This window comes from Salinicoccus sp. Marseille-QA3875 (genome assembly GCF_054950095.1).
This window is the reverse complement of sequence record NZ_CM143103.1, coordinates 478,376-504,542: the sequence shown is the minus strand read 5'-3', so window position 1 is coordinate 504,542 and position 26,167 is coordinate 478,376. Positions and strand designations below refer to the sequence as shown.

At 45.7% G+C, this 26,167-nt stretch carries 27 protein-coding genes; 20 read left to right on the top strand and 7 right to left on the bottom strand.

Annotated features, from left to right (window positions below):
- Positions 1-90: 90 nt before the first annotated feature.
- From nagE to ACY8DT_RS02665, 4 genes are all read left to right on the top strand, one after another.
- Entirely contained in the window at positions 91-1,569 is a 1,479-nt protein-coding gene (gene nagE, locus ACY8DT_RS02680; protein ID WP_462421403.1) for an N-acetylglucosamine-specific PTS transporter subunit IIBC, read from the top strand.
- 94 nt (positions 1,570-1,663) lie between these two features.
- Positions 1,664-2,770 (top strand): iron-containing alcohol dehydrogenase family protein, encoded by a 1,107-nt coding sequence (locus tag ACY8DT_RS02675; RefSeq protein ID WP_462421402.1) that lies wholly within the window; start codon positions 1,664-1,666, stop codon positions 2,768-2,770.
- Between the two features lie 40 nt (positions 2,771-2,810).
- Positions 2,811-3,227, top strand: a complete 417-nt coding sequence (locus ACY8DT_RS02670) for a (deoxy)nucleoside triphosphate pyrophosphohydrolase (RefSeq protein WP_462421401.1) — start codon at positions 2,811-2,813, stop codon at positions 3,225-3,227.
- Positions 3,224-4,288, top strand: a complete 1,065-nt coding sequence (locus ACY8DT_RS02665) for an NAD/NADP octopine/nopaline dehydrogenase family protein (RefSeq protein WP_462421400.1) — start codon at positions 3,224-3,226, stop codon at positions 4,286-4,288. The genes ACY8DT_RS02670 and ACY8DT_RS02665 overlap by 4 nt, the downstream gene beginning before the upstream one ends.
- A gap of 48 nt (positions 4,289-4,336) precedes the next feature.
- Here ACY8DT_RS02665 and ACY8DT_RS02660 read toward each other — a convergent pair whose 3' ends face one another.
- The gene (locus tag ACY8DT_RS02660; protein WP_462421399.1) at positions 4,337-4,753 is read right to left on the bottom strand and encodes a DUF2188 domain-containing protein; all 417 of its coding nucleotides are present in this window, start codon (positions 4,751-4,753) and stop codon (positions 4,337-4,339) included.
- A 72-nt stretch (positions 4,754-4,825) separates the two neighbouring features.
- Between ACY8DT_RS02660 and ACY8DT_RS02655 the strand changes: the two genes are divergently transcribed.
- Positions 4,826-5,224 carry a secondary thiamine-phosphate synthase enzyme YjbQ gene (locus tag ACY8DT_RS02655; protein ID WP_462421398.1) on the top strand — a complete coding sequence of 133 codons (399 nt, stop codon included), beginning with the start codon at positions 4,826-4,828 and terminating at the stop codon, positions 5,222-5,224.
- A gap of 164 nt (positions 5,225-5,388) precedes the next feature.
- Entirely contained in the window at positions 5,389-5,562 is a 174-nt protein-coding gene (locus tag ACY8DT_RS02650) for a hypothetical protein (protein ID WP_462421397.1), read from the top strand.
- Positions 5,563-5,609: 47 nt separating this feature from the next.
- Here ACY8DT_RS02650 and ACY8DT_RS02645 read toward each other — a convergent pair whose 3' ends face one another.
- The gene (locus tag ACY8DT_RS02645; protein WP_462421396.1) at positions 5,610-6,551 is read right to left on the bottom strand and encodes a metal ABC transporter solute-binding protein, Zn/Mn family; all 942 of its coding nucleotides are present in this window, start codon (positions 6,549-6,551) and stop codon (positions 5,610-5,612) included.
- Between the two features lie 251 nt (positions 6,552-6,802).
- Between ACY8DT_RS02645 and rpmG the strand changes: the two genes are divergently transcribed.
- Both rpmG and ACY8DT_RS02635 read left to right on the top strand, forming a co-directional pair.
- Positions 6,803-6,952, top strand: a complete 150-nt coding sequence (rpmG, locus tag ACY8DT_RS02640; RefSeq protein WP_072710665.1) for a 50S ribosomal protein L33 — start codon at positions 6,803-6,805, stop codon at positions 6,950-6,952.
- Between the two features lie 166 nt (positions 6,953-7,118).
- A complete protein-coding gene (locus ACY8DT_RS02635; protein WP_462421395.1) occupies positions 7,119-8,000 on the top strand; it encodes a bifunctional 5,10-methylenetetrahydrofolate dehydrogenase/5,10-methenyltetrahydrofolate cyclohydrolase in 882 nt (293 codons plus the stop codon).
- Here the strand turns inward: ACY8DT_RS02635 and ACY8DT_RS02630 are convergent.
- Positions 7,995-8,372, bottom strand: coding sequence for a YolD-like family protein (locus ACY8DT_RS02630; protein WP_462421394.1), 378 nt, complete (start codon positions 8,370-8,372; stop codon positions 7,995-7,997). The genes ACY8DT_RS02635 and ACY8DT_RS02630 overlap by 6 nt on opposite strands.
- A 137-nt stretch (positions 8,373-8,509) precedes the next feature.
- Between ACY8DT_RS02630 and ACY8DT_RS02625 the strand changes: the two genes are divergently transcribed.
- Positions 8,510-8,794 (top strand): alpha-amylase, encoded by a 285-nt coding sequence (locus tag ACY8DT_RS02625; protein ID WP_462421393.1) that lies wholly within the window; start codon positions 8,510-8,512, stop codon positions 8,792-8,794.
- 737 nt (positions 8,795-9,531) lie between these two features.
- Here the strand turns inward: ACY8DT_RS02625 and ACY8DT_RS02620 are convergent.
- Genes ACY8DT_RS02620 through ACY8DT_RS02610 form a run of 3 tightly spaced genes read right to left on the bottom strand, consistent with a single transcriptional unit; the run spans position 9,532 to position 12,251 of the window.
- Complete coding sequence (locus tag ACY8DT_RS02620; protein WP_462422211.1) at positions 9,532-10,455, bottom strand: manganese-dependent inorganic pyrophosphatase; 924 nt, start codon at positions 10,453-10,455, stop codon at positions 9,532-9,534.
- Between the two features lie 55 nt (positions 10,456-10,510).
- Entirely contained in the window at positions 10,511-11,062 is a 552-nt protein-coding gene (locus ACY8DT_RS02615) for a cysteine hydrolase family protein (RefSeq protein ID WP_462421392.1), read from the bottom strand.
- Between the two features lie 4 nt (positions 11,063-11,066).
- Entirely contained in the window at positions 11,067-12,251 is a 1,185-nt protein-coding gene (locus tag ACY8DT_RS02610) for an MFS transporter (protein ID WP_462421391.1), read from the bottom strand.
- Positions 12,252-12,356: 105 nt separating this feature from the next.
- Between ACY8DT_RS02610 and ACY8DT_RS02605 the strand changes: the two genes are divergently transcribed.
- The 10 genes from ACY8DT_RS02605 to ACY8DT_RS02560 all read left to right on the top strand — a co-directional run bounded on the left by ACY8DT_RS02605 (position 12,357) and on the right by ACY8DT_RS02560 (position 23,778).
- Positions 12,357-13,808 carry a nicotinate phosphoribosyltransferase gene (locus ACY8DT_RS02605; RefSeq protein WP_462421390.1) on the top strand — a complete coding sequence of 484 codons (1,452 nt, stop codon included), beginning with the start codon at positions 12,357-12,359 and terminating at the stop codon, positions 13,806-13,808.
- A gap of 7 nt (positions 13,809-13,815) precedes the next feature.
- Entirely contained in the window at positions 13,816-14,643 is an 828-nt protein-coding gene (nadE, locus tag ACY8DT_RS02600; protein WP_462421389.1) for an NAD(+) synthase, read from the top strand.
- A gap of 25 nt (positions 14,644-14,668) precedes the next feature.
- Positions 14,669-15,316 carry a DUF2179 domain-containing protein gene (locus ACY8DT_RS02595; protein WP_462421388.1) on the top strand — a complete coding sequence of 216 codons (648 nt, stop codon included), beginning with the start codon at positions 14,669-14,671 and terminating at the stop codon, positions 15,314-15,316.
- Positions 15,285-15,479, top strand: a complete 195-nt coding sequence (locus ACY8DT_RS02590) for an NETI motif-containing protein (protein ID WP_462421387.1) — start codon at positions 15,285-15,287, stop codon at positions 15,477-15,479. Before ACY8DT_RS02595 ends, ACY8DT_RS02590 begins: the two co-directional genes overlap by 32 nt.
- A 121-nt stretch (positions 15,480-15,600) precedes the next feature.
- Complete coding sequence (gene purB / locus ACY8DT_RS02585) at positions 15,601-16,896, top strand: adenylosuccinate lyase (RefSeq protein WP_462421386.1); 1,296 nt, start codon at positions 15,601-15,603, stop codon at positions 16,894-16,896.
- A 19-nt stretch (positions 16,897-16,915) separates the two neighbouring features.
- Positions 16,916-17,602, top strand: coding sequence for a M15 family metallopeptidase (locus ACY8DT_RS02580; RefSeq protein WP_462421385.1), 687 nt, complete (start codon positions 16,916-16,918; stop codon positions 17,600-17,602).
- A 130-nt stretch (positions 17,603-17,732) separates the two neighbouring features.
- Positions 17,733-18,401: a heptaprenylglyceryl phosphate synthase gene (gene pcrB, locus ACY8DT_RS02575; protein WP_462421384.1), complete on the top strand. Its 669-nt coding sequence runs from the start codon at positions 17,733-17,735 to the stop codon at positions 18,399-18,401.
- 1 nt (position 18,402) lies between these two features.
- On the top strand, positions 18,403-20,598 hold the full coding sequence (pcrA, locus tag ACY8DT_RS02570; RefSeq protein WP_462422210.1) for a DNA helicase PcrA: 2,196 nt from the start codon (positions 18,403-18,405) through the stop codon (positions 20,596-20,598).
- Positions 20,599-20,605: 7 nt separating this feature from the next.
- On the top strand, positions 20,606-22,573 hold the full coding sequence (ligA, locus tag ACY8DT_RS02565) for an NAD-dependent DNA ligase LigA (protein ID WP_462421383.1): 1,968 nt from the start codon (positions 20,606-20,608) through the stop codon (positions 22,571-22,573).
- 5 nt (positions 22,574-22,578) lie between these two features.
- Complete coding sequence (locus tag ACY8DT_RS02560; protein WP_462421382.1) at positions 22,579-23,778, top strand: CamS family sex pheromone protein; 1,200 nt, start codon at positions 22,579-22,581, stop codon at positions 23,776-23,778.
- A gap of 238 nt (positions 23,779-24,016) precedes the next feature.
- Here the strand turns inward: ACY8DT_RS02560 and putP are convergent, their stop codons facing one another.
- Positions 24,017-25,579 carry a sodium/proline symporter PutP gene (putP, locus tag ACY8DT_RS02555; protein WP_462421381.1) on the bottom strand — a complete coding sequence of 521 codons (1,563 nt, stop codon included), beginning with the start codon at positions 25,577-25,579 and terminating at the stop codon, positions 24,017-24,019.
- 290 nt (positions 25,580-25,869) lie between these two features.
- Between putP and gatC the strand changes: the two genes are divergently transcribed.
- Complete coding sequence (gatC, locus tag ACY8DT_RS02550; protein ID WP_462421380.1) at positions 25,870-26,160, top strand: Asp-tRNA(Asn)/Glu-tRNA(Gln) amidotransferase subunit GatC; 291 nt, start codon at positions 25,870-25,872, stop codon at positions 26,158-26,160.
- Positions 26,161-26,167 lie beyond the last annotated feature (7 nt).

Here is a 26,167-nt window from a genome sequence, read left to right as displayed (position 1 = left end):
TATTTATACATTTTATTCTATGTGGTATATTTATGTAAGAATCACCGTATTACATAGTATTTTATCATTAAATCATTTAGGGGGAAAACAATGTTACGTTATATTCAAAACATGGGCCGTTCATTCATGCTGCCGGTGGCGGTATTGCCGGCAGCGGCGATCTTACTCGGCATCGGGTATGCGATTGATCCGGACGGCTGGGGGGAAAACAATCTGGCTGCTGCAATTCTGATCAATGCAGGTAATGCCATCCTGGATTACCTTGCACTGATCTTTGCAGTGGGTCTTGCATTCGGAATGTCGAAAGATAAAAGCGGTGCTGCAGCGCTGTCAGGACTTGTATCATTTTTAGTCGTGATCACTTTACTCAGCCAGGAAGCGGTCGCAATGTATACCGGAACGTCGCCGGACGCGGTCAATGCAGCATTCGGAGTAATTGAGAACAATGTGCTGATCGGTATAGTCACAGGGCTGATTGCAGCAGCATTGTACAACAAGTTCAGTGATGTGAAACTGCCGGAGTACCTTGCATTCTTCAGCGGACGCCGTGCAGTTCCGATCATTGCGTCATTTGTGATGATCTTTGTCAGTCTGGTTTTATTTTTCGTCTGGCCGTTCATGTACGGCGCGCTTGTATCATTCGGTGAATGGATCTTGAATATGGGTGCTTTAGGTGCAGGGATCTACGGTTTTGCAAACAGACTTCTAATACCGACAGGTCTGCATCACGCTTTGAACTCCATATTCTGGTGGGAAACGGTCGGCATCAATGATATTCCAAACTTCCTGTCCGGTTCCGGAGAGCAGGGGATTACAGGCCGTTACCAGGCAGGATTCTTCCCGGTCATGATGTTCGGTCTGCCGGGTGCGGCGCTTGCGATGTACCATACCGCGAAATCACAGTATAAAAAAGTGGCGGCGTCAATGCTTCTGACACTCGCACTCACGTCATTCCTGACGGGTGTGACGGAGCCGATGGAATTTTCATTCATGTTTTTGGCACCGATACTATATGTCATCCATGCACTCTTGACAGGTGTATCTATGTTCATCGCCGCGACATTTGAATGGACTGCAGGCTTCGGTTTCAGTGCGGGGCTTGTCGATATGCTGCTCAGTCTGAATAACCCGATTGCCAATCAGCCATGGATGCTGCTTGTGCAGGGCGTCGTATTCTTTGTAATTTACTATGTCATTTTCAGAGCGTTGATTCCTATTCTGGATTTGAAAACGCCTGGCCGTGATGATTCCATTGTAAGCACCGAAGGGGAAACTGTGGATTCAGACAATGATTCGGATGTAACAGTAAAAGAATCAAGTGCCGATGATAAATACACTCAGAAGGCGGACAAGCTTTTGATCGGCCTTGGAGGTAAAGAGAACATCGATACGATTGACTACTGTACAACGCGTCTCCGCATCAACGTCAATGATGAGTCAAAAGTTGATGAAGGGCAATTGAAGTCAGCAGGCATCCACGGTGTCGTCAGACCGGGCAAAAACAATATCCAGGTTGTCGTCGGCACTGAAGTGGAACATGTCGCCGAAGAGATGAAGAAAATGGTATAGATTGAATTTCAAGCACCTCTTCCTGAGGTGCTTTTTTAAATATAATGAGATTAAAAGTGATAGTATAAGACTTAAGAAAAGGGGGAGGGCGTGTATGTTTTCATTTCAGCACCCGGTCCAGATTCATTTTGGACAGGGGATTTTTTCAGAATTGAATGATATTCTATCATATAATGATTATTCATCTTACATCATTGTGATGTCGAATTCACAGATTGATAACGGACTGGACCGGCTGGTCAAATCTCAATTGGGGGATAAAGTCAAAGACGTCGTGACGGATATCGAGCAGAATCCGACGCTCGACAACGTGCAGAGAATCGTCAATGTCATGGAAGAACACGAAGCGGATTGTCTCATTGCGATCGGCGGCGGTTCGACGATGGACGCTGCAAAGGCAGCGGGTGTCGTTTATTTAGAGAGCATTGATATCAATCACCTGCTCGAACACACGGATTTCACCCGTGGTCTGCCGCTGATTGCGATTCCGACAACGAGTGGTTCTGGTTCAGAAGTGACCGCTGCAAGTATCATCAGTGATAAGACGAATGGCTTAAAAGTCCCGCTGATCGGGGCGGGGCTGTACCCTGAAGTGGCGATTGTCGATCCTGAACTGACACTGACCTGCTCTTCGGGGATTACTGCAACTTCCGGAATCGATGTGCTGTGCCACGCACTGGATTGTCTCGGTTCAGTCAACAGCAATCCATTATCGGATGCTCTGGCCGTTTCCGCAGCGAAACTTGCATTTGAAAATCTGACGGCTGCATTCCATGAACCGATGAACATTGAAGCACGTGAAAACATGTCGCTCGCAAGCATGATGGCAGGTGTCGCAATTTCACAGACAGGAACTTCTGCCGCCCATGCACTCAGCTACTACTTGACTTCGAATTACGATGTGCCGCACGGGGAAGCCTGTGCATTTACGATGGATGAATGGTTCGTCATCAATGCGGACGTGGATCCAAGATTGAATGAGCATGCGAAAATGATCGGTTTTTCTGATGCCGAAGCTTTAAGCGAACGGTTTAACGGCTTGAAAAGTGAGATGGGGCTTGCGATGACGTTCAAAGAGCTGGGTATTGGCCGTGCGGATATAGAGACGATTGCAGAACGGAGCTTTGAAGCGCCGAACATGAAGAACAACATCGCCCAGCTGAGCAAAGAGGAAGTCGTACAATTTTTAAGTGGAAAGTAAGTTTGGTATAATGGTCGAAAAATAGAAAAGGGTTTGAAAAATGACGGACAAAAAGTACATTAGAGTCGTCGGTGCGGTCATCTTGAATTCTGATGATGAAATATTGTGCGCCCAGCGGCCTGAAGGTAAGAACCTGGCATTGAAATGGGAATTCCCGGGAGGGAAGGTAGAGGAGGACGAGACTGAAACCGAGGCGCTTGTGCGCGAACTGGATGAAGAGATGGAGTGCCAGATAGACGTCCTGGATAAAATTACGACGACAGTTTACGAATATGATTTCGGCATCGTGGAACTCACGACTTATTACGCAAAAATACTTTCCGGTGACATCAAATTGCTGGAACATGTTGATATGAAATGGATGAGCCGGGAAAATATCGGTGTGCTCGACTGGGCGCCGGCAGATATACCTGCCATCGAATTGATCCAAAACTACAAGGGAGCTATAAATAAATGAAGGTCGCAATTATAGGCGCAGGCAATGGCGGCATTGTCGCCGCAGCAGATTTAACGGAGAAAGGGCATGAAGTCACTTTATACCATTCAAAAAGTGCACTGAAAGATCCACATCCCAACATCATAGACGGAAATGTAAGTTTTAAAGGCAAGCTGGTAAACTTTCATCAATATACACAGGACCCTAAACTTGCTGTAGCAGATGCGGATGTCATCATGACATGTCTGCCGACAAATATTCTGCTTGAGATATTCAAAGAAATCGGACCGCATCTAAAAGATGGACAGATGATTTACATCAACGGTGCGAGCTCCATGTTCAGCATTCTGATCCATCATTATTTAAAAGAAACAAGACCGGAGCTTGAAGTATATATCGGTGAATCGATGTCACTGACGTACGCGGCAAGATATGACTACACGGCAAACGAAGCGGAAGTCATTCTTTACAGTGAACACAATCTGTTCAGTGCGTATCCTGCTGCAAACACAGAAATCATGCTTGAAAAGCTGGATACACTCTATGACTGCTTCGTGCCGGCGAAAAATATCATGGAGCCCGCACTCAATAACGGCAACCCGGAAAGCCATCCGGCGCCTGCCATTTTAAATACAGGATTTATCGACAACCATGGCGATGAATTTTATTTGTATAAAGACGGTGTGACAGAGCATACGATAAAAGTGATTGAAGAAATCGACGTGGAACGCCAGGAGATTTGTAAAGCGCTGGACTTCGATGCGGTGGATAAATCTGAACGCTCGATCCGGAGCAAGTATTTCAAAGAGGGTGCGTCACTGCAGGAGCAGTATAATACGAGCCCGATCTTAAAAGATCTGCTCGGGCCGACACATCTTGAAAACCGCTATATCGTAGAAGATGTGACGAACGGCCTGATGCTTTGGCAGAGCATCGCAGAAGCGGTCGATGTGAAGACACCGACCATCGATTCAATCATCCACCTGACACGCCTGATGCTGGAAGATGAGTATTTCAAAAATCCGCTCACGCTCGAAAGACTCGGCCTTGATGCAGGCAAGGATTTGAACGGGCAGGTTTAAATATTGTTATCCGCCAAAAAAGCACTCAGATTTTCTGAGTGCTTTTTATCATTCATTTTTATTGTGGACTTTGACGTCCGTACCGCGGTTGTCGGCAATTTCTTTCGCTCTCTTTTCCGCATCTTTCTTTTTATCAAAAGTCGCGCTCGCCTGCTTGGCACCGACTGTTTTCACTTTCCATTCGTCATCCTCGAAGTACACCTCGACGTCATTATCAATCAGTTCCGGTCCGCGGCTGTCGTCATCGTCATCATGCTTTTGGAGACTTTTATTCTCCAACTTCTTCAGATCTTCGTCTGATGCATTTTTGTACCATTCCTGTGCCTGCTCAGTACCGATTGGAATCGCGCGGTTCTCATCGTAGCCGTCTTCAAGCATCGCATTGATGATGTCGATCGCTTTTCTGCGTTCCAGACGTTCCAGATTTTTGAGGGAATCCGGATAATCATTCATAGTATAAGCCAAGTTAGTACACTCCTTTTAAATATTCTAGTATTATTATACCCAAATAGATTATTTCTAATTGAGGAGGCCGAAATGTTTTTTACTTTCAATGTTGAAACATCTGCACGGAATATATTCGTCAATATTGACCACCTGGCGTCGGAAGTGCTGCAGAAAAGCGGGATCAGTAATGGCATCATCACGATTTTTACGCCGCATACGACAGCTGGAATCACGATCAATGAGAATGCAGATCCGGATGTCACAAAAGATCTGGTTTACGGGATGGAAAAGACTTTTGACAATAAAAAGGAATATCAGCATGCAGAAGGGAATTCGGACTCGCATATGAAATCTTCTCTTGTCGGTGCAAGTGAGACTTTGATTGTGCATAACGGTGAAATCATTTACGGTACATGGCAGAGCCTGTATTTTGCGGAGTTTGATGGTCCAAGGACGAGAAAAGTCCATTTCAAAGTGATAGAAGGCTGATGAAAATAAAAAAGCCTGCAATCTCTTAGGAGAAGAATGCAGGGGATATATTAGGAAATATCACTTATGTAACTATTTACATTTTAACCCTATTTCGAATGGTTGTCTATAGTTTCTTTACCTTTTATTTACAAAATTAATATTTATAATGGAGGTTTTTGAAGATGTGGGATTTTATTAAAGGATTGATTGGTCTGGTGTTCAAGTTATTTATTATTGGACTGGCGGTTTTGGCAGCAGGAATTGCAATCATCGTTTTCCTTCTGAAAAAAGATGTGGATGAAATCAAGGAATTCACGGAACAGCTGAAAAGGGAAGGGCTTAAATTCAATCAATAAAAAATAACCGTACACGTGAGTGGTGCAGACTCATGTGTACGGTATTTTTATTCGTCGTTGAGCGCCTGATCGAGAATTGAAATATTTTCACGCATGATGGACTGATAAGTCGAATCTTCATCATCTTCATCGGTCAGCACTGAAAGGTTATGGAATTCAAGCGGCTCTGTATCAGTGGAATTCTGTATGGTATCCGTAATGCTTGAAGTGACATTCTGTTCATACAGAATATATTTGATGTTCTGTTCCTCGATGCTGTCAACGATCCTGGTCAGGTCCTGCTGGCTGGGTTCATCATTATTCAGGCCGTTGATCGCCACCTGTTCAAAATGGTATCTGTCAGCGAGATAGCCGATGGACTCATGTGAAATATAGACACTGTCACGGATGGTGTCTTCGGTCACATGTGCGAACTCTTCATCGAGATCACTGAGGTCCGCAGTCAAAGTTTCATAGTTTTCTTCATAAATTGATGCTGCGTCAGGGTTCAGTTCAATCAGCTTATCTTTAATCTGTTCAGCCATGGACTTTGCGAGGACCGGATCCAGCCAGACGTGGGGGTCGGTGGAACCGTGGTCATGTTCGGCGTGATCATCGTGTTCATGATCATGCTCATGCTCCATCAGATTCTCATCTTCAATGTTATCCGCTGCTGCCAGAAATGCGCTGTGTTCACCCACGGCATTTTTAATGCTGCCGGCTACGGGGTCGAATTCATCTGATGTATAGATGAAGAGGTCGCCTTCGGCAAAATCTATCATATCCTTCTGGGTGGGTTCATAAGTATGGACGTCGACACCTTTCGGATAGATGGTATGTGCCTCGACGCTGTCACCGCCGATCTGTTCTGCAAAACTTTTCAATGGAAAAACTGTCGTATAAATTTCAATGTTTTCAGCGGACTCCTCGGTGCTGCCTTCTTCATCACTGCATGCAGCAAGGAATATCAATAACATAAGTGTTGTCATAACTTTTAAAAAGTTGTTCAATATGCAGGCTCCTTTAAATGAGAATCATTACGTTTTAAAATTATATCGTAACAGTTACGATTAATCAATCATTATTTAATGAATTTATTAATAATATCAGTTGAAAAAATATTGTAAAGAATGTAGAATAGATTGGTGACTAAAATGAGGGTCTTAAAATATACCAATCATCTATTGATTTAGGTGATCAACTGGCCAGTTGATTAGGAGATAGACCTCACGTTAAATAACTTATATAGGAGGGAATATTGATGAGAGTAAATGTTACTTTAGCCTGCACTGAATGTGGTGACCGCAACTACATTACAACTAAAAACAAAAGAAACAATCCTGAGCGTATTGAAATGAACAAATATTGCCCAAGATTAAACAAATACACGTTACACCGTGAAACAAAATAGTATTTTGAAGGGGTACAAAATCTTATTAAAGAGATGCTGTATCCTTTTTTTATGGAATAAAACCCGGGCGAGCCGGGATGTGTCCCAGTTGCATGTTTTTAATAGGAATGCTGTATATATATGATACAATTGACTTAAAATAACGATTGGAAAAGGAGTACAAAAAATGACTACAATAATGGATGGTAAGAAAGTAGCCGCCCAATTATCACAAGAGATCAAAGAGGTCGTTGACAAATCACACAGTCTGGGTATTACACCTAAAATTGCTTTTGTCAGAGTAGGCAACCTGTCCGATTCGGTTTCTTATGAAAACGCGGCTGTTAAACGCTTTGAAAAATTAGGTATTGAAACAGAGCGTTTCTCTTTTCCTGAAGACGTTTCGGCAAGAGCTTTCCTGAGCCGTTTCAGAGAAATCAATGAAGATTATGATATTAACGGTATTTTACTGCTTCAGCCGATTCCAGAGCATATCGATATGAAGCGTGTAGTTGAAATCATGAACCCGGTCAAAGATATCGATGGTATGACACCGGATAATATGGGTAAACTCATCACTAAAGAAAAAGATCGTCTTGAGCCTGCGACACCAGCTGCGGTCATGGAAATGCTGAAGTTTTACGATATCGACCTAAAAGGTAAAAATGTGACTGTTGTGGGTGCAAGTGCCGTTGTGGGCAAGCCGCTGTCCATCCTGCTCATGAACCAGGAGGCGACAGTGACGACATGCAACCTGTATACGGATGATCTGAAAGCAAAATGTGAAAACGCAGATATCATCATCAGTGCGGCCGGAGCAGTGAACCTGATCGATGAACCGCACGTAAAAGAGGGTGCCATCGTTGTCGATGTAGGTATCAACTTCAATGATGAAGGCAAGCTCGTCGGAGACGTCAACTATGAAGCAGTCAAGGATAAAGCATCATATATCACACCGGTTCCAGGAGGAATTGGTGCAATCACGACGACAGTACTTGCATATCACCTGATGCTGGCAACAGATTACCAGAAAGAACCTGTGCTTTTCCTGGACAAGCAGCTGTCATAGCATAATAATATTTAAAATATCTATGAAAGAGATGAATACCATCTCTCCGTCATCATTTCTCTCACCGACGACAAGCATACTCCAGACATCAACAGAGATGATTTTCAAACGTACGGAAAAACGGTGACCGTCATAATAATATTCGATCTGCACTTGTCTTTTTAAGGCAAGTGCTTTTTTTAATGTACGGTCGATTTCATCAAGACGGTCGTCAGACAACTCGGGACGCTGGATTTTCACCTGATCTTCCTGCAGTTTCCGGACATTTTCAAATTGCTCCGGCATCGTGGCAAACGGCGCCCATTTGATCATGCCACGGCCCTCTGGAATATTTGAATTCAGCGATTCTCTCGGCATATCACGATAATCCATGACAATCCCTCTCTCTTTTGTATTTTCCAATTACCTACATTATACGAACGTATGTTCGATTAATCAAGGGCGGGGTTTTATTTACCTATTGAAAAATCATGTTAAAATGAACGTAGCAATCAGAAAAAGGTGACAGTATGAAGAAGTTAATCGTATTAATCATATTATTGGCAGCAGTGGTTTTAATACTCGTTTTACCGGTCGCGCCCGAGACGAGCGACACAGAAAGAGTCATCGTCGATCACACATTGAAAGTCACTGTGCACCCAGCCTGTTTTGAAGAGGCCGGGCTGACAAATTACATAGATGAAGTATCCTTCAGCAATGCGATTGGCAACTACGGATATGAAATCTCAGGAGAATGTTCAGAGGAAAAGCTGCAAGAGGGAAGAACGAGTATTTTAAGCAAGATTACGGAATAATAAAAAACTTTTAAAATAGATTGTTTTTTCTGATAATTGATGTTATATTATTGACATACCATTTTTTCATTCTTTCAACTATTATTTGGAAATAGCCTTCCAATGTAAAGAAGAAGCCGAGCATCGGCTTCTTTTTTGTGTTTTCAGGGGAGATTCACACTGGTGAGGCCATTGCAGGTATGTCTGTGGCAGATCTGCAGTGTCGGAATCGCACGATGATGCCGATTTTGGAGTGTGTCGTGCGAAATGGGATGTCGGAATCGCATGATGCTGCCAGTTTTGGAGTGTGTCGTGCGAAATGGGATGCCGGAATCGCACGATGATGCCGGTTTTGGAGTGTGTCGTGCGAAATGGGATGCTGGAATCGCACGATGCTGCCAGTTTTGGAGTGTGTCGTGCGAAATGGGATGCTGGAATCGCACGATGATGCCGATTTTGGAGTGTGTCGTGAGAAATGGGATGTCGGAATCGCACGATGTTGATGTATTCATTCAAAGCTTACGAATATACTTGAACAAAAAGGGACAGTCAGCCCACTAAGCAATATTCTGTCCGGAAAAAGAGTGGAAAAATGGATGGAAGTGCTCCGATCCAGTATCCCATCCGTAATCCACTCAGAAATCCGGACAGAATCGGGCACGCGGTCATTTCCATCCGGTTCGATAAATAAAAACCGGACAGAACCGCTATAATCGCGATTTCTGTCCGGTCCCAAACTTCCAAACTCCAAAACTCTCTTATCCCAGTGCTTTCGTAATATTCGGTACAACTTGTTTTTTACGGGAAACAACGCCTTCTAATAATGCTGTATCTTCATCGAGTGATACGTCGAATGCTTTTTCGACGACGCTGGCATCTGCTCCGAGTGCGATGACTGTTGAATCTGATTCCAAAATGTTTGTGATGACGAGTACGAACAGGTCATAGCCTTCAGCTTCTATTTCTTTTTCCACCGCTTCGGTCAATTCTGCTTTGCGGGCCAGCACCTCGTCCACATCGACAACGTTTATCTGTGCAATGCGTGTAGTTTTAGGTCCCATCTCGAATGATTTCGCATCGCCGGTAACCAGTGCTTCAGCTGATTTGTCTTTGGTTGAAGCGCCTGCTTTCAGCATTTCAATACCATATTCCTCCGGGTCCACTTCAGCGATTTTTTGCAAGGCCGCGCCTGCTGCCAAATCTTCATCAGTCGTTGTCGGTGATTTATAAAGCAGCGTGTCGGAAATGATTGCAGATAACATGAGCCCGGCCATTTCCCGGCTGATCTCAAGATCATTTTCCTTATACATTTTGTGGAGGATGGTAGCTGTGCATCCGACAGGTTCTGCTCTGTAGTAGAGTGGTGATTCTGTCTGGAAGTTCGCAATACGGTGGTGGTCCACAACTTTTAAAATGTTTGCCTGTCCAATATTCTGAGCGGACTGCTGGAATTCATTATGATCGACCAGGATTACATCATCGCCTTCGCCGACACTTTCAATCAGTTCAGGTGCGCCGACTTTGAAGTGATCGAGTGCATATTGTGTTTCTGCGCTGACTTCGCCAAGACGCGCAGCCACCACATCATTTCCTAATTTAGTTTCAATATCTGCAAGTACGATTGCAGAAGTGATGGTATCCGTATCCGGGTTTTGATGTCCAAAAATTTTAACTGCCATTATGAAACTCCTTTTCAAAATATGATAATTTTATTTTAACATTAGAAATCTGTACTTGCTATGGTTCAACTGTTGCACCCAGGGTATTTTTAAAGTGCTCCATGCTGACTCTGTGTCCGTCGGGATTGAACGAAGCGACACATGATTCCGGCACGATGATGTTATACCCAAGATTGTATGCCTCGACTGCCGTGTGCATAATGCAGATGTCCGTCACGACACCCGTCAGCACGACAGTATCGATACCGCGCTCCTGCAGAAGATGGTGGAGCGGTGTGCCGCTGAACGCGCTGTAGCGTGTCTTATCCAGGTAAAACACATTATTCTGACCTTCGATTTCTTTATATTTTTCCAAAACTTCGCCGTACAGCTCACGGCCGGGAGTCCCCGCAATGTTGTGCGGCGGGAACAGCTTGTGTTCCGGGTGATGTGTATCATTCTCAAAATGAAGATCCATCATGAAAAATATATCCTCGTCATTTTTATCAGCCGCATCAATTCTATCGGCAATACTCTCTTCCAGCGCAATCGCAGGTTCTCCTGCAGTCAATTTTCCGTTCGGCGCCACAAAGTCGTAAGAGTAGTCGATGACCAAAAGTGCTTTTTTCATATCATCATTCCTTTACATAATTTCTTTTTGAGATCATAAAAACAATATTCAAAATAAAAACCGCCAAAATCGCAATGACGAAGAAGAAAAAGTACATTGCGCCGTCTGTTCCCGTAATGACCGCACCGCCGATCACAGGACCGAGTATGCTGCCGATGCTGAAGGACATGCCGGCAATCAAATTGCCCGCCGGCAGGTTATAATCCGGCGTCATATCCGCCATATAGCTGATGCCGAGAGAATACATCGAACCGACAAAAATGCCCGCTAAAGCAAATAAAACCATCAGCATGGTAAACGAATCGTCATAGACTTCCATAAGTGAAAAAGTACCGAGGCCGAGCACCAGCAATATGCTGATCAGCCTGCCGCGGCCGACCCTGTCACCGAAAATGCCGATCGGCACCTGGAGCAGTATCGCGCCGAAAGAAAACATCGGCAGAATCCACGTCACTTCAGAAACTAAAAAATCATTCCTGAGAGCGAAAACCGGAAAGTTCGTGTTCAAAGAGCCTTCGAAAATACCGAACAGCATCGGCAGCAGGAAACATGCCCAGCTTGTGATGATCACCGCTTTGAAGTTTTTCAAAGTATTGAAGAAACTGCTCGGCACACCGGCATCGACCGGCCGTTCCTCCCGTGCCCCCGGCAGAAGGAATATGAGCGGCCAGGCAATCATGGTCAGCACCGCTGAGACAATGAACGGCAGTGCCTCGTTGATGACGACAAGCTCACTGACTTTCGGGCCGACCATAAAGCCGAATGAGAAGAACAGGCCGTAAAAAGCAATGATTTTGCCCATCTGTTCAGGCGGCGTCGATTGGATCAGCCAGGTCTGCGTACTGAAATGGAGCACATTATCCGCCACCCCGATAATCAGCCTCAGCACAAACCAGATCCATATATTTTCCAAAAAAGGGAATAAGAACAGTGATATGCCGACAGTGGCACCGCCTGCAATGATCATTGGAAGGTACCCGTATTTTCTAAGCGGTGCCTCGATGAACAGTGCAGATACGAACACTCCGATGTAAAGTCCGGAAGCATGCAGACCGCTTAATGTCGGAGAGATGCCACGGTTTTCAAATATGAATGAAATCAAAGGCAGAAGCAGTCCTTGGGAAAAGCCGGAAATACATACTATGATAGATAGGATAATGAATTTTCTTCTGAAACCGTTTGTATCCATGCAAACCTCCGATGTTAGAATGTTCCAATCTGATTATCCTGTGATAAAATGATTATGATTGAATTATAACTGATATATGCAAGTAATAGAAAGGGTGGACCAACAATGTATCAATACGAGGACGACAGTTTTATGCTTCATACAGATTTATACCAGATTAATATGGCAGAAGTCTATTATAATCAGAACATCCATAACCGCACTGCGATTTTCGACCTTTATTTCAGACAGATGCCTTTTGAAAACGGATACGCAGTTTTTGCCGGACTGGAAAGAATCATCGATTATATATCAAACCTGAAATTTACGGATTCGGACATAGAATACCTGCGGTCGCAGGACTACAGCGAAGAGTTTCTGGGCTATTTGAAAGGTCTGAAGTTCTCAGGGAATCTGCGTGCAGTGGAAGAGGGGCAGGTGGTCTTCAATAATATGCCGCTCGTGCAGGTGGAAGCGCCGCTGACAGAAGCACAGCTGGTTGAAACGGCACTGCTCAACATCGTCAACTATCAGACGCTGATCGCGACAAAAGCGAGCCGGATCCGCCAGGTTACACCGCATGACCAGCTGATGGAGTTCGGCTCCAGACGTGCACATGAATTTGATGCAGCCATCTGGGGTGCGAGGGCGGCAATCATCGGCGGCTTCAACGGTACGAGTAATGTCCGCGCTGCAAAGCTCTTCGACCTGCCGCCGAGCGGTACACATGCACATTCGATGATTCAGACATATGGCGATGATTATGAGGCATTCAAAGCTTACGCAGCAACCCATGAAGACTGCGTCTTTTTAGTCGATACTTTTGATACATTAAAATCAGGCGTACCCAATGCGATCAAAGTGGCGCGAGAGATGGGTGATAAGATAAACTTCATCGGTATCCGCCTCGATTCCGGCGATATCGCATACCTGTCCAAAAAAGCGCGTGAAATGCTGGATGAGGCAGGCTTCACTGAAGCGAAGATCATCGTATCGAACGACCTGGATGAAGTGACGATCTTGTCGCTCCAATCCCAGGGTGCGAAAGTGGACAGCTGGGGCATCGGCACAAAACTGATCACCGCCTATGATCAGCCGGCGCTCGGCGCAGTGTACAAGCTTGTTGCAGTTGAAAACAAAGACGGCAAATTTGAAGACCGGATAAAGATTTCCGGCAATGTGGAAAAGATGACGACGCCGGCGAAGAAAAATGTCTACCGCATCATCAATAAGCAGACCGGCATGAGTGAAGGGGAATACATCACGCAGTATGATGAAGTGCTGAATACGGATGAACCGCTTCTCATGTTCCACCCTGTGCATACGATCAAGCGCAAGCTGATCCATTCCTATGAAAAAGTGGAATTGTTAAAAGATATTTTTACAGAGGGGAAATTGGTTTATAAATCCAATACGGTGGAAGAGATAAAGGAAAGGCTTGACAGCAACCTTGCCATTTTATGGGAAGAGTATAAGCGTTTCTTGAACCCGGAAGAGTATCCTGTCGACCTGTCGAAAAAGTTGTGGCAGATCAAACAGGATCTGATAGAAGATGCAAGCAATAAAAAATTGGAGTGATTGAGTTATGAGACCACGTCAGCAGGAGATTATAAATGCACTGCATGCAAAGAGCGAAATTTCACCTGAAGAGGAAGCGAGGGAAATCATCGATTTCATCAAAGATTATATGAAGGGACACTTGTTCTTAAAATCAATGGTGCTCGGTATATCCGGAGGTCAGGATTCCACTCTGCTCGGCAAACTTGCCCAGATGGCGGTGGATGAGTTAAATGCGGAACAAAGTGAAGAGAAGTATTCATTCCACGCACTGAATCTGCCGTACGGCGAGCAGTCGGACAAGCAGGACGCCCTGGATGCGGTCGAGTTCATCAGCCCGACATCAGTCCAGAAAATAAACATCAAAGCATCGGTGGATGCGAGTGTCGATGCTTTGAAGGAAGCGGGCTATGAATTATCCGATTTCATCAAAGGCAATGAGAAGGCACGTGAAAGAATGAAGGCGCAGTATGCCGTCGCAGCAGCGATGGAAGGCATCGTGCTCGGTGCCGACCATGCAGCGGAAGCGCTGACCGGCTTTTATACGAAACACGGTGACGGTGCATGTGACATCGCGCCGCTCGTCGGTTTGAACAAACGCCAGGGCCAGGCGATCTTAAAACATCTCGGTGCGCCTGAGCATCTGTATAAGAAAATACCGACGGCGGACCTCGAAAGTGACCGTCCGATGCTGAGCGACGAAGAGGCGCTCGGCGTCAAATATGATGCAATCGATGACTTTTTGGAAGGCCAGGAGATCAGTGATCACGATTATGAAACGATTATCAACTGGTATGATAAAACCGAGCATAAACGTGTTCTGCCCTACAACCGGTATCACACATATAAAGATTAAATTATAACCGGAAGGAAAATGAAAGATGTTTGAAACGATTTCACAAAGTGCCATATTAATGGTCATCGTCATATTTGTCATCAATATATTTTACGTGAGCTTCATGACCTTACGCACCGTCGCCCTGACGAAAGGCTACCGGTACATGGCAGCCTCAGTCAGTATTCTGGAAACGCTGGTCTACATCATCGGTCTTGGGCTGGTGCTGGATAATTTAGACCAGCCGGTGAACATCATTGCATATGCACTCGGATTTGGAGTCGGGATACTGAGCGGGTTGAAGATTGAAGAAAAACTTGCGCTCGGCTACATGGTCGTCAATGTGACAACCGCGCACCGCGACCGGGACCTCCCAAATCAATTGAGAGCTTTGGGTTACGGCGTCACACACGGCACAGCCTACGGCCGTGACGGCGAACGGACGACGATGCAGATCTTAACACCGAGACGCTATCAGAATAAACTGATTGAAACCGTGAGGGAGCTCGACGACAAAGCATTCATCGTCGCTTATGAAACGAAGACGATCAGCGGCGGTTTCTGGACGAAAGGTGTCAGCAGCCGCAAAGTCGCAAATTATGAACCGGAAAATGTCGAAGAAGTTTTAGAAGAAATATATGAAGAGGAAATGGCTGAAACAAATGGCGAACAAAAAAAAGAAGAAAAAATTTAAAGTGGAAGAGAATGAAACCATCATAGACTGCCTGGAAAGGATGAAAGCTGAAGGTTATTCGCCGGTCAGACGGTCGGAAGTGCCTGTATTCAAAGAAGAGAATGGCACACGCGTCGTCAGCCATCAGCAGATAGAATTCGAAGGCAGACGGATGGAAGATTAGAAGCCGGAAGGGAACTTCCGGTTTTTTCACGGCAATTTACAGAAATGGCCCGGATGAAGGAAAGAAGCAGTTTATTTTCTGCTATAATGAAAGGGCATAAAAATTTAAGGAGCGAACGTTTATGATTTCACGTTATACGAGAGATGAAATGGCAGCGGTCTGGACAGATGAAAATAAGTACAAAGCCTGGCTGGAAGTTGAAATTCTGGCGGCGGAGGCATGGGCGGAACTCGGCATCATCCCGAAAGATGAAGTGAAGAATATCCGGCCGAATGCGAAGATTGATGTGGACCGCATACTTGAAATAGAAGCGGAGACCCGTCATGATGTTGTGGCATTTACAAGACAGGTGTCGGAAACACTGGGGCCGGAGAAGAAATGGGTGCACTACGGACTGACTTCTACGGATGTTGTGGACACGGCGCAGAGCTACATAATCAAGCAGGCGAATGAAGTGATCGAGCAGGACCTTGAGCGTTTCATCGAAGTGCTCGGCAGGCGTGCGAAAGAGCATAAGACCACTTTGATGATGGGGCGTACGCACGGTGTGCATGCGGAACCGACGACGTTCGGCATCAAGCTCGCCTTATGGTATATGGAGATGAAGCGTAACCTGAAACGTTTTAAAGCCGTACGGGAAGAGATTGAAGTGGGCAAAATGAGCGGTGCCGTCGGCACATTCGCAAATATACCGCCTGAAGTTGAAGAGTACGTATGTGAACATCTCGGCCTCGGGTTTGCAGAAGTGTCCACGCAGACACTGCAGCGTGACCGTCATGCGCATTATATCAGCGTGCTTGCGCTGATCGCGACGTCAATCGAAAAATTCGCAGTGGAAATCCGCGGACTTCAGAAAACTGAAACACGGGAAGTGGAAGAGGCGTTCGGCAAAGGCCAGAAAGGTTCCAGTGCGATGCCGCACAAACGTAATCCGATCGGCAGCGAAAATGTGACCGGTCTTGCCCGCGTGATACGCGGCTATGTTTCAACGGCTTATGAAAATGTGCCGCTCTGGCATGAAAGGGATATTTCCCATTCATCGGCTGAACGTGTCATGCTGCCGGACGTGACGATTGCTCTCAACTATATGTTGAACAGATTTACAAATCTCATCTCAAACTTGACGGTGTTTGAAGATAACATGAAAAATAATATCGATAAGACGTTCGGTCTCGTGTATTCCCAGCGCGTCATGCTGACAATGATCGATAAAGGTCTCGCACGTGAAGAAGCATATGACCTCGTCCAGCCGAAAGCGATGGAGTCATGGGAAACGCGCCGGCCGTTCAGAGAATTGATTTCAGCAGATGAACGGATTACTGAAGTGCTCACCCAGGAAGAAATCGACGGACTGTTCGATGAAAACCATCACCTGCAGCGTGTCGATGTCATCTTCAGACGTGCGGGCCTCGAGTAAAATAAAAAGAGGTGTGGATGTGAATTTTACAACCCGTATAATTTTAATTATCGGATTGCTCTCAGTGATGGCCGGATGCGGGAGAGCGGGGGAGGCACCGTCTGAACAGCCGTTTGATACTTTTAATAAGAAGGTCGAAGAATATGATGTGAGTGAGCTAGCCGTACCGACCTGGAGAGAAGTGGACGGCGTCACTTATATCAATGACATTTTAATCGTCAACCACGATTACGGCCTTCCGCCTGACTACAATCCGGGAGTTGAACCGGAAGTCATCGAGGCGTATACCGAATTGATCGATGATGCGGCGGCAGAAGGCTTTGACCTCGTCATCGTCAGCGGTTTCCGTTCGTATCAGGACCAGGAAGCCGTCTATGATGACTTCGTCAGCCGCCTCGGCAGAGAAGAGGCGGAACTACTGACGCTCCCGCCCGGCCATTCCGAACATCAATCTGGCCTTGCTGTCGATATCGGTTCGGCGGAGAGTGCGACCATTGCCGCAACCGAGTTCGGTGATACGCCGGACTATGCCTGGATGAAAGATGTGGCGCATGAGTACGGCTTCATCGTCCGTTATCAGGAAGGGAAGGAAGACATCACCGGCCTGAATTACGAACCGTGGCATATCAGATACGTCGGCGTCGAAGCGGCAACCGAAATATATGAACAAGATGTGGTGCTTGAAGAGTATTTGGGCATAGATTGAACCAACGTCATGATAAGTCTCTCTTATCATGACGTTTTTATATATTTTCACCATTTCACATATAATTAATAAAAAGATGCCCGTGAAAATGATATAATATTTTTACGTAAATTTATTGGGAGTTTTTAATATGTTAAAAAATGCAAAGCATATATTCAAGTTGGATCCCGCCAAGGAAATATCGGATGATGATTTGGAAAAGTTGGCAGAATCCGATACGGATCTGATCCTGGTCGGCGGCACGGATGGTGTGACTGAGGATAATGTATTGAATGCACTCTCCAGGGTCAGAAGGTTCTCGAAGTCCGTCGCTCTCGAAGTGACCAGCAAGGACGCCGTCATGCCCGGGTTCGACCATTACTTTATTCCGAGTGTATTCAACACTTCAAATATCAAATGGCAGCATGGATTGATGCTGGAAGCTCTCAAAGAGTACAGCCATCTGATTGACTATGAAGACATTTCAATGCTGCCATACATCATTTTGAACGAAGACTGCAAAGCGTTTAAAAAGTCGGAGGCAGAGCCGGTGAGTCTTGAGATGCTGCCACACTATATCGATATGATAGACAAGCTGTACAAAGCGGAGTATCTGTATATAGAGTACAGTGGAATTTACGGTGACCCGGGGACGATGGACATCGTGAGGGAACATGCCGGCAGCACACATGTCATATACGGCGGCGGCATCTCATCAAAAGAACAGGCACGGGAAATGTCACAGTATGCCGATACGATTGTCGTCGGCAACATCATTCACGAGGATGTCAAAAAGGCGCTTCGTACAATCATTAAATAAAATGGAGTTTTTAAAAATGGATTTATCATTGATGAATAAAGAACAAAAAGAAGCAATTCAGCATACGGAAGGGCCGCTCTTAATCATGGCGGGTGCGGGCAGCGGCAAGACGCGCGTACTGACACACCGCATCGCCTATCTGCTTTCAGAAAAAGGCGTGCCGCCATACAACGTGCTGGCAATCACTTTTACAAATAAAGCGGCACGGGAAATGAAGGACAGAGTGCATGCACTGATTCCGAACGCAGAAGATGCCCATAAAATATGGATTTCGACTTTCCACTCGATGTGCGTCAGAATACTGCGCCGTGATATCAACTATTTGGGATATGAAAGAAGTTTTTCCATATTGGATCCGACGGACCAGAACTCGGTCGTCAAAGGGATTTTAAAAAACAGGAACCTGGATACGAAACAGCACCATCCGAGAAAGATACTGTCCTACATATCGGATAAGAAGAACCAGCTGATTGACGCAACTGAAGCCATCGCGGAATCTGTCGGTTTTTCCGACGACCTGTACAGTCAAATATACAAAGATTACCAGGAAATCCTTTACCGCAACAGCTCACTCGATTTTGACGATCTCATCATGCTCACGATCGAACTGTTCAAAAAGGAGCCTCAGGTGCTCGAATACTACCAGAACCGTTTCCAGTATATCCATGTGGACGAGTATCAGGATACGAACGAGGCGCAGTATGAACTGGTCAACCTGCTGTCTCAAAAATACCGCAACATCTGTGTCGTGGGTGACTCCGACCAGTCCATCTATAAATTCCGCGGTGCGAACATTGAAAATATCCTGAATTTCGAGGATGACTATACAGATGCGAAGGTGATCTTCCTTGAACAGAACTACCGCTCGACTAAGATGATTCTGGATGCAGCGAATGCGGTCATCGGCAACAACACATCAAGAAAGCCGAAAGATCTGCGCACTGTCCGCCAGGGCGGCAAAAAGATAAAGACGATACTGGCCGATTCCGAACGTGCAGAAGGCCAGGAAATACTAAGGCATGTCATGGAACTCTCAAGTGAGTATTCGTACAGTGACATGGCTGTTCTGTACCGCGCAAACTCGCAGTCACGTGCAGTCGAGGATGCTTTCGTCAAAGGGAGTGTTCCGTATAAGATGATCGGCGGCATGAAATTCTACAGCCGTATGGAGATAAAAGACTTGATGAGCTATTTGAAAGTCATCCAAAACCCGCATGACGATATCAGTTTCGAGAGAATCATCAATACACCGAAGCGCGGAATCGGCCAGAAGACGGTTGAAAAGCTGCTCAACTACGGCAGAATCAATGAGCTGAGCATGTATGACTCCATCAAGGAAGCAGATTTCATCGGCATCCCCAAGGGGGCAATACTCACTCTGATGAAGCTAGAAGACATGATTGAAAACCTGCGGGAAAAATCCAAGTATCTTTCGATTACTGAACTGGTGGATGAAGTGCTTGAGGATACCGGCTATATCAGTGTGCTTGAAAAAGAGGATACACTGGAATCGACGAGCCGTATTGAAAACCTGGAAGAGTTCAAGACGGTAACGAGAGAATTCGATAATGATAACGATGTGTCAGATGAACTTTTATTCAACTTCCTGAGTGATATGGCGCTCGTTTCCGATGCTGACAGTGTAGAGGCGGACTCCGGCGTCACTTTGATGACGATGCACGCTTCAAAAGGTCTGGAATTCAAAGTGATATTTGTTGTCGGTCTGGAAGAAGGCATCTTCCCTTCCCAGAGAGTGATGTTCGATGAAGATGAACTGGAGGAGGAACGCCGTCTGATGTACGTGGCACTGACACGTGCCGAAGATCAGCTGATCCTTTCCAGAGCGGATTCCCGTATGATCTACGGTAAAATCGAAAGCAATGTCGAAAGCCGGTTCTTAAAAGAGATTCCGTCTGAACTGATTGACGGAGAAGTGGTTGAAATCGATTCACGGAAAGCATCGGATCCGTTTGCGAAAAAGAGTGGCCGGGCGCACCGCAGAACACCGGCGGTCCTTACGGATAACAGCGGTGTAACTTTCAAAGTCGGAGACAAAGTTGCCCACAAGAAATTCGGTGACGGCATCATTTCCAATATCAAGGGTGAGGGCGATTCCAAGGAACTCGACATCATATTCACTGCTGAAGGGCCCAAGCGTCTGCTTGCCAACTTTGCACCGCTTGAAAAAAAGGAGTAGATGATTCATGCAAGAAAAAATAAAATCGTTGCAGGAGCGGCTGAATCGCTATAATTATGAATACCATGTGCTGGATGCGCCGACTGTTCCGGACAGTGAATTTGATAAATTGCTCCGTGAATTGATCGACCTTGAAACAGAATATCCGGAATATAAAACAGATACATCGCCGACGGTCAGAGTCGGCGGAGAAATACTGGACCGTTTCGTCAAAGTCGCCCACGATACACCGATGCTGAGTCTCGGCAATGCATTCAACGAAGAGGAACTCCGTGCGTTTGATAAACGTGTGAGAGATAATGTCGGTGAAGTGGAATATGTCTGTGAGCTGAAGATTGACGGCCTTGCGGTATCTCTTAAATATGTGGACGGCGTGTTCGTCCAGGGCGCAACCCGCGGAGACGGCACGGTGGGAGAGAACATCACATCCAATCTCCGGACGATCAGAGCAGTGCCGCTGACGCTTGAAAAACCGATGTCTTTCGAAGTGCGCGGTGAAGCATATATGCCGAAGCGCTCATTCCAGCGTCTGAACGAGGTACGCGAGGAAAAAGGGGAGGCATTGTTCCAAAACCCACGCAACGCAGCTGCAGGGTCACTCAGACAGCTTGATTCAAGGCTTGCTGCAGAACGTCACCTGTCAATCTTCCTCTACAGTGTGAACGACCTTACAGGCATTGATGCCGGCACCCAGGATGAGGCGCTCCGGGCTTTGGATGATTTAGGGTTCAAAACGAATAAAGAGCGCAGGAAAGTCGGCAGTATCGATGAAGTGATAGAGTATGTCGACCACTGGACGACGCACCGTGCAGAACTCGATTATGATATCGACGGCATCGTCATCAAAGTCAATGACCTGGAAACGCAGGAACAGCTCGGCTATACGGTCCGTTCACCGAGATGGGCGGTTGCCTACAAATTTCCGGCTGAAGAAGTCGTCACTGAAATCGAAGGCATCGAACTGACGGTCGGACGCACAGGCGTCATCACACCCACTGCGTTGCTCACACCGGTAAAAGTGGACGGCACGACAGTCGCAAGAGCCTCCCTTCATAATCATGAAATGATTGAAGAGAAAGACATCCGTATCAACGACAAAGTCGTCATCAGGAAAGCGGGGGACATCATTCCGGAAGTCGTCCGCGTCATTACGGATGCGAGGACCGACCAGGAAATCTACAAAGCACCGACGACATGTCCGAGCTGCGGCCACGAAACGGTCAAGCTGGAAGAAGAAGTCGCTATACGCTGCATCAACCCGGGGTGCCCGGCGCAGCTCGTCGAGGGCATCATCTACTTCGTCTCCCGCGGCGCAATGAATATCGACGGCCTCGGGGAAAAAGTCGTCAGACAGCTTTATGATGCGGAATTGATTCATGATATCAGTGATCTGTATGGTCTTAAATATGATGATCTGATTGAACTTGAACGTATGGGAGATAAAAAAGTGACGAATCTGCTGAATGCGATAGAAGCATCGAAAGGAAACGGCCTGAGTAAAGTGCTGATCGGTCTCGGCATCCGTTTCCTCGGAGCGAAAGCATCGACGCTGATTGCTGAGGAATTCAAGGACATCGATACGATCATTTCAAAAGAGGAAGCGGACTTTATTCAAATACCTGAAATCGGTGAAAAGATTGCGAAATCGATTGTGACTTATACACATAATCCTGATTTCCAGGAATTGATCGTGAAGCTTAAAGGTTATGGCGTGGACATGACCGAAGAAGCGGCCGTTCCTGAAACGACGACGTTTGAAGGAATGACGTTCGTTCTGACCGGGAAGCTTGAGCAGCTGACACGCAACGAAGCGAAAACCATGATAGAAAATGCCGGAGGCAAAGTGACGGGCAGTGTATCTAAAAATACAGATGTCGTTGTTGCCGGCGAGGATGCGGGCAGCAAATTGGAAAAAGCGCAATCCTTAGATGTTACAATATGGAATGAGAATGAATTTATTGAAAATATGGAGTAATCATTATGAAATTTAAATCACTATTGATATTCATGGTTTTTGTGCTCGCTGCCTGTGGATCCGAAGGGCAGGAGATGAGTGATCAGACGACAGATGAAGAAGAGAACATTACGCGGGTTCCTACTGCCGAACGCGAAGAGACAGTGACCAGGAGCGATAACGGGAATGACTACTATCAGACTGTGATACCATATGAAATTTCACCATCCAGAGGATTGACGAGCAGCAATATGGTTTCAAGCTATAATATCGAAGCATTTGAGAAGGGGCTTTTTGATATCAGCAAAAGTGTATTTCCGACAGATGAATATATTTTCCGTGAAGGGCAGATCTTCACTCAAGATATGGTCAGAGGGTTTCTTGGCAGAGAATACACGCGTGAAGAAATTGAAGAGATGTCAGAAGATGAGCTTGCAGAAAGCAATGCGTTCAGTAATTTGGGATTGAATCCTTCAACTGAAGGGGAGACAGATCCGGAAACGATTGCAGAAGAGGCACCTTTATATCTGTCGCATATTTTAGAGCAGAACTACCTGACACGTGACGAAGAAGGTAATACATCGCTCGACGGCATCACGATCGGGCTTGCGATGAACAGTACGCATTACTATCAGCGTGAAGAATACGGGACGACATATTCGAAAACACTCGATCCGGACGAAGTTGAAAGACAGGGACAGCAGATGGCGAATGAGATACTCGAAAGGCTGAGAGCGAACGAACAGTACAGTGATCAGACGATTACATTCGCAATCTTTGTCCAGTCCACGGATACGTCGATTACGCCGGGCAACTTTACATCATATGCTGTTGTAGAAAGCGGGGAGAACGAATTATCCTCGTTTACGGAAGTGGATGAAGAATATGTCATGTTCCCGTCGTCCGAAGGGAGCGACGTCAGTGAACAGGTCAACAGTGATTACCAGCTGTTCAATAGAAACCTGGCATCATACTTCGATAATTTCACCACATCCATCGGCTACGGCAGATTCATCGACGGCTCAATGGAATCCTTGACAATCGAAATTCCCGTACAGTATACAAGCCAGGGAGAAATCATCGGGCTCACACAATATGTGGAAAGCCTGATGGGAGAACACTTCTCCGGCTCCAGAGTCGAAGTTTCAATCGAGGACAAAAACGAAACCTATTCCCTCATCACAAAAGACGAGAACGACAATATCAACACCCATATTTATGAATAAACAGCTTACAGACGCCCGCTGGTCACACGACCGGCGGGTATTTTCGCTGTTTGAGGCTGTTTTTCGCAGCCGGAGCTATGCCGCCCCGACATGGCGGAAAAACGATGTCGGGGGAGAGGTGTTATTCCGACATGGCAGGAAAACGATGTCGGGGGAGAGAGATTATCCCGCCTCCAGCTTCAACCGCAAAAAAATACCCGCTCAACCGAGCGGGCCCTCACACAAAATCCTTAAGATTTTATTTTGTTTTAAGAATGCGTTCTGTTTCTTCAAACTCTGTAGCCATTGCTTCTGCAACTTCTGCTGATGGAGTAGAGATCTTACTCACTACGATACCGGCAATAGTTGAAAGGATGACACCAGGGATCATTTCGTACAAGCCTGTACCAAATGCGTCTGCTGCAATCCAGATGATGACTGTTGCAGCACCTGTAACGATTGCTGCGACTGCACCGTTTCTGTTCATGCCTTTCCAGTGCAGTGCCAAAACCAATACCGGTCCGAATGCAGCACCGAAACCTGCCCATGCGTTGGCAACGATATTCAGAATTACTGATTCGTCGTCCCATGCGATGATGATTGCAACGATTGAAACTAGTATAACTGAAATACGGCTTGCCATGACGTACATCTTATCCAGCTGTTCATTGGATTTCGTTTCTTTAGAAATCATTTTCTTTCTTATCAGTTTATAAAAGTCCTGAACCAGTGAACTTGAAGTTACAAGTAACTGGGATGAAATGGTACTCATGATGGCAGAAAGGATCGCTGCCAGGAAGAAACCACCGATGATCGGGTGGAAGAGTACCTGACTCATCAAGATCAGGATTGTTTCAGGGTCTTCGATAGCATGCTGTGTCTGATCGATGAATGCGATACCGAGCAACCCTGTCAGAGATACACCGATCAGGCCGAGCGCCATCCAAGTGATACCGATGCGACGTGCTTTCGGCAGCAATTTATGTGTTTTGATCGACATAAAACGAACGATGATATGCGGCTGACCGAAGTAACCGAAGAACCAGGCCAGGTTACTTATGATGGTCACGAATCCGACCCCGCTGATGAGTGATAAGTAATCGATGTCATTCAACGCACCGATCTCTTCTATTCTGATAAACGGTTCAACACCGTTACCTGTCAGGTAGAACCATGAAACGATCGGAATCAGCACTATTGCGATGATCATGATCGTACCCTGGAAAAGGTCAGTCAGACTGACTGCCAGATATCCGCCGACAAAAGTGTAGAATATGACGATAGCGGCTGTGATGATCAGTCCCCAATGGTATGGCATGTTAAATGCGTTCTCTGCCAATTTACCACCGGACACCATGCCACTAGCAGTATAGACTGCGAAGAATATGACGATGACAATACCCGCAACAATTTTCAGTATGTGATTTTTATCTTTAAAACGATTTTCCAAAAAGTCCGGTATCGTAATCGAGTTTTCTGATACTTCGGAGTATACGCGTAGTCTTGGTGCAAGTACTATGTAGTTGACGTAAGCACCCAGCGTTAAACCTATACCTATCCAGGCACTGGATAAACCAACACTATACATATCTCCCGGCAGTCCCATCAACATCCAACCGGACATATCCGATGCCCCTGCGGATAACGCAGTGACCCACGGTCCGATGTTTCTGCCACCCAGTGTATATTCATCTAAACTGGATGTGGATTTCTTATAGGCATAAATACCTATTCCAATTAAAAGTGCAAAATAGAGCGCGATCATTACCATCTCGATCCATCCTGCAGTAAAACTAAAACCATTCATTGAATTTAGAATCATTTCCTCGCCTCCTGTTAAGTACAATACATAAACGAATTAAGTAATGCAACAAACGATTTTACGGTACAGACAAAGCAAATTGTGCCAATCCCTGATAAGATAGGGCTTTCAGTGCGTGTAAAGATACACAAATAAGTTTACAATATTTGTCTATAATATACAAGCTATTTTTCGAATTTCATGAATAATGAGAATATTAATGTCGAAAGTGGATTATATCCTCATAGATTAGATTTTTACTACGATATTTGATAAAATTTAAATGTTGTTATAAAAACTGGAGGGTTAATATGTCTGAAATTACTACAGATGTCGTAAAACACGTTGCAAACCTTGCAAGAATCGATATTCAGAGTGAAGAGAAAGCACAGGAATTCACTAATGAACTGGATATGATAGTGGATTATGCAAAACAGCTTGATGAATTACAATTATCTGAAACTGAGCCGATGTTCCATGCATTAGACCTTAAGAATGTGATGCGTGAAGATGAAGCAAATGAGCCGCTTACACAAGATGAGGCTTTAAGCAATTCAAAATCCACAGAAGACGGACAGTTTAAAGTCCCTAAAATGCTGTAAGGAGGCA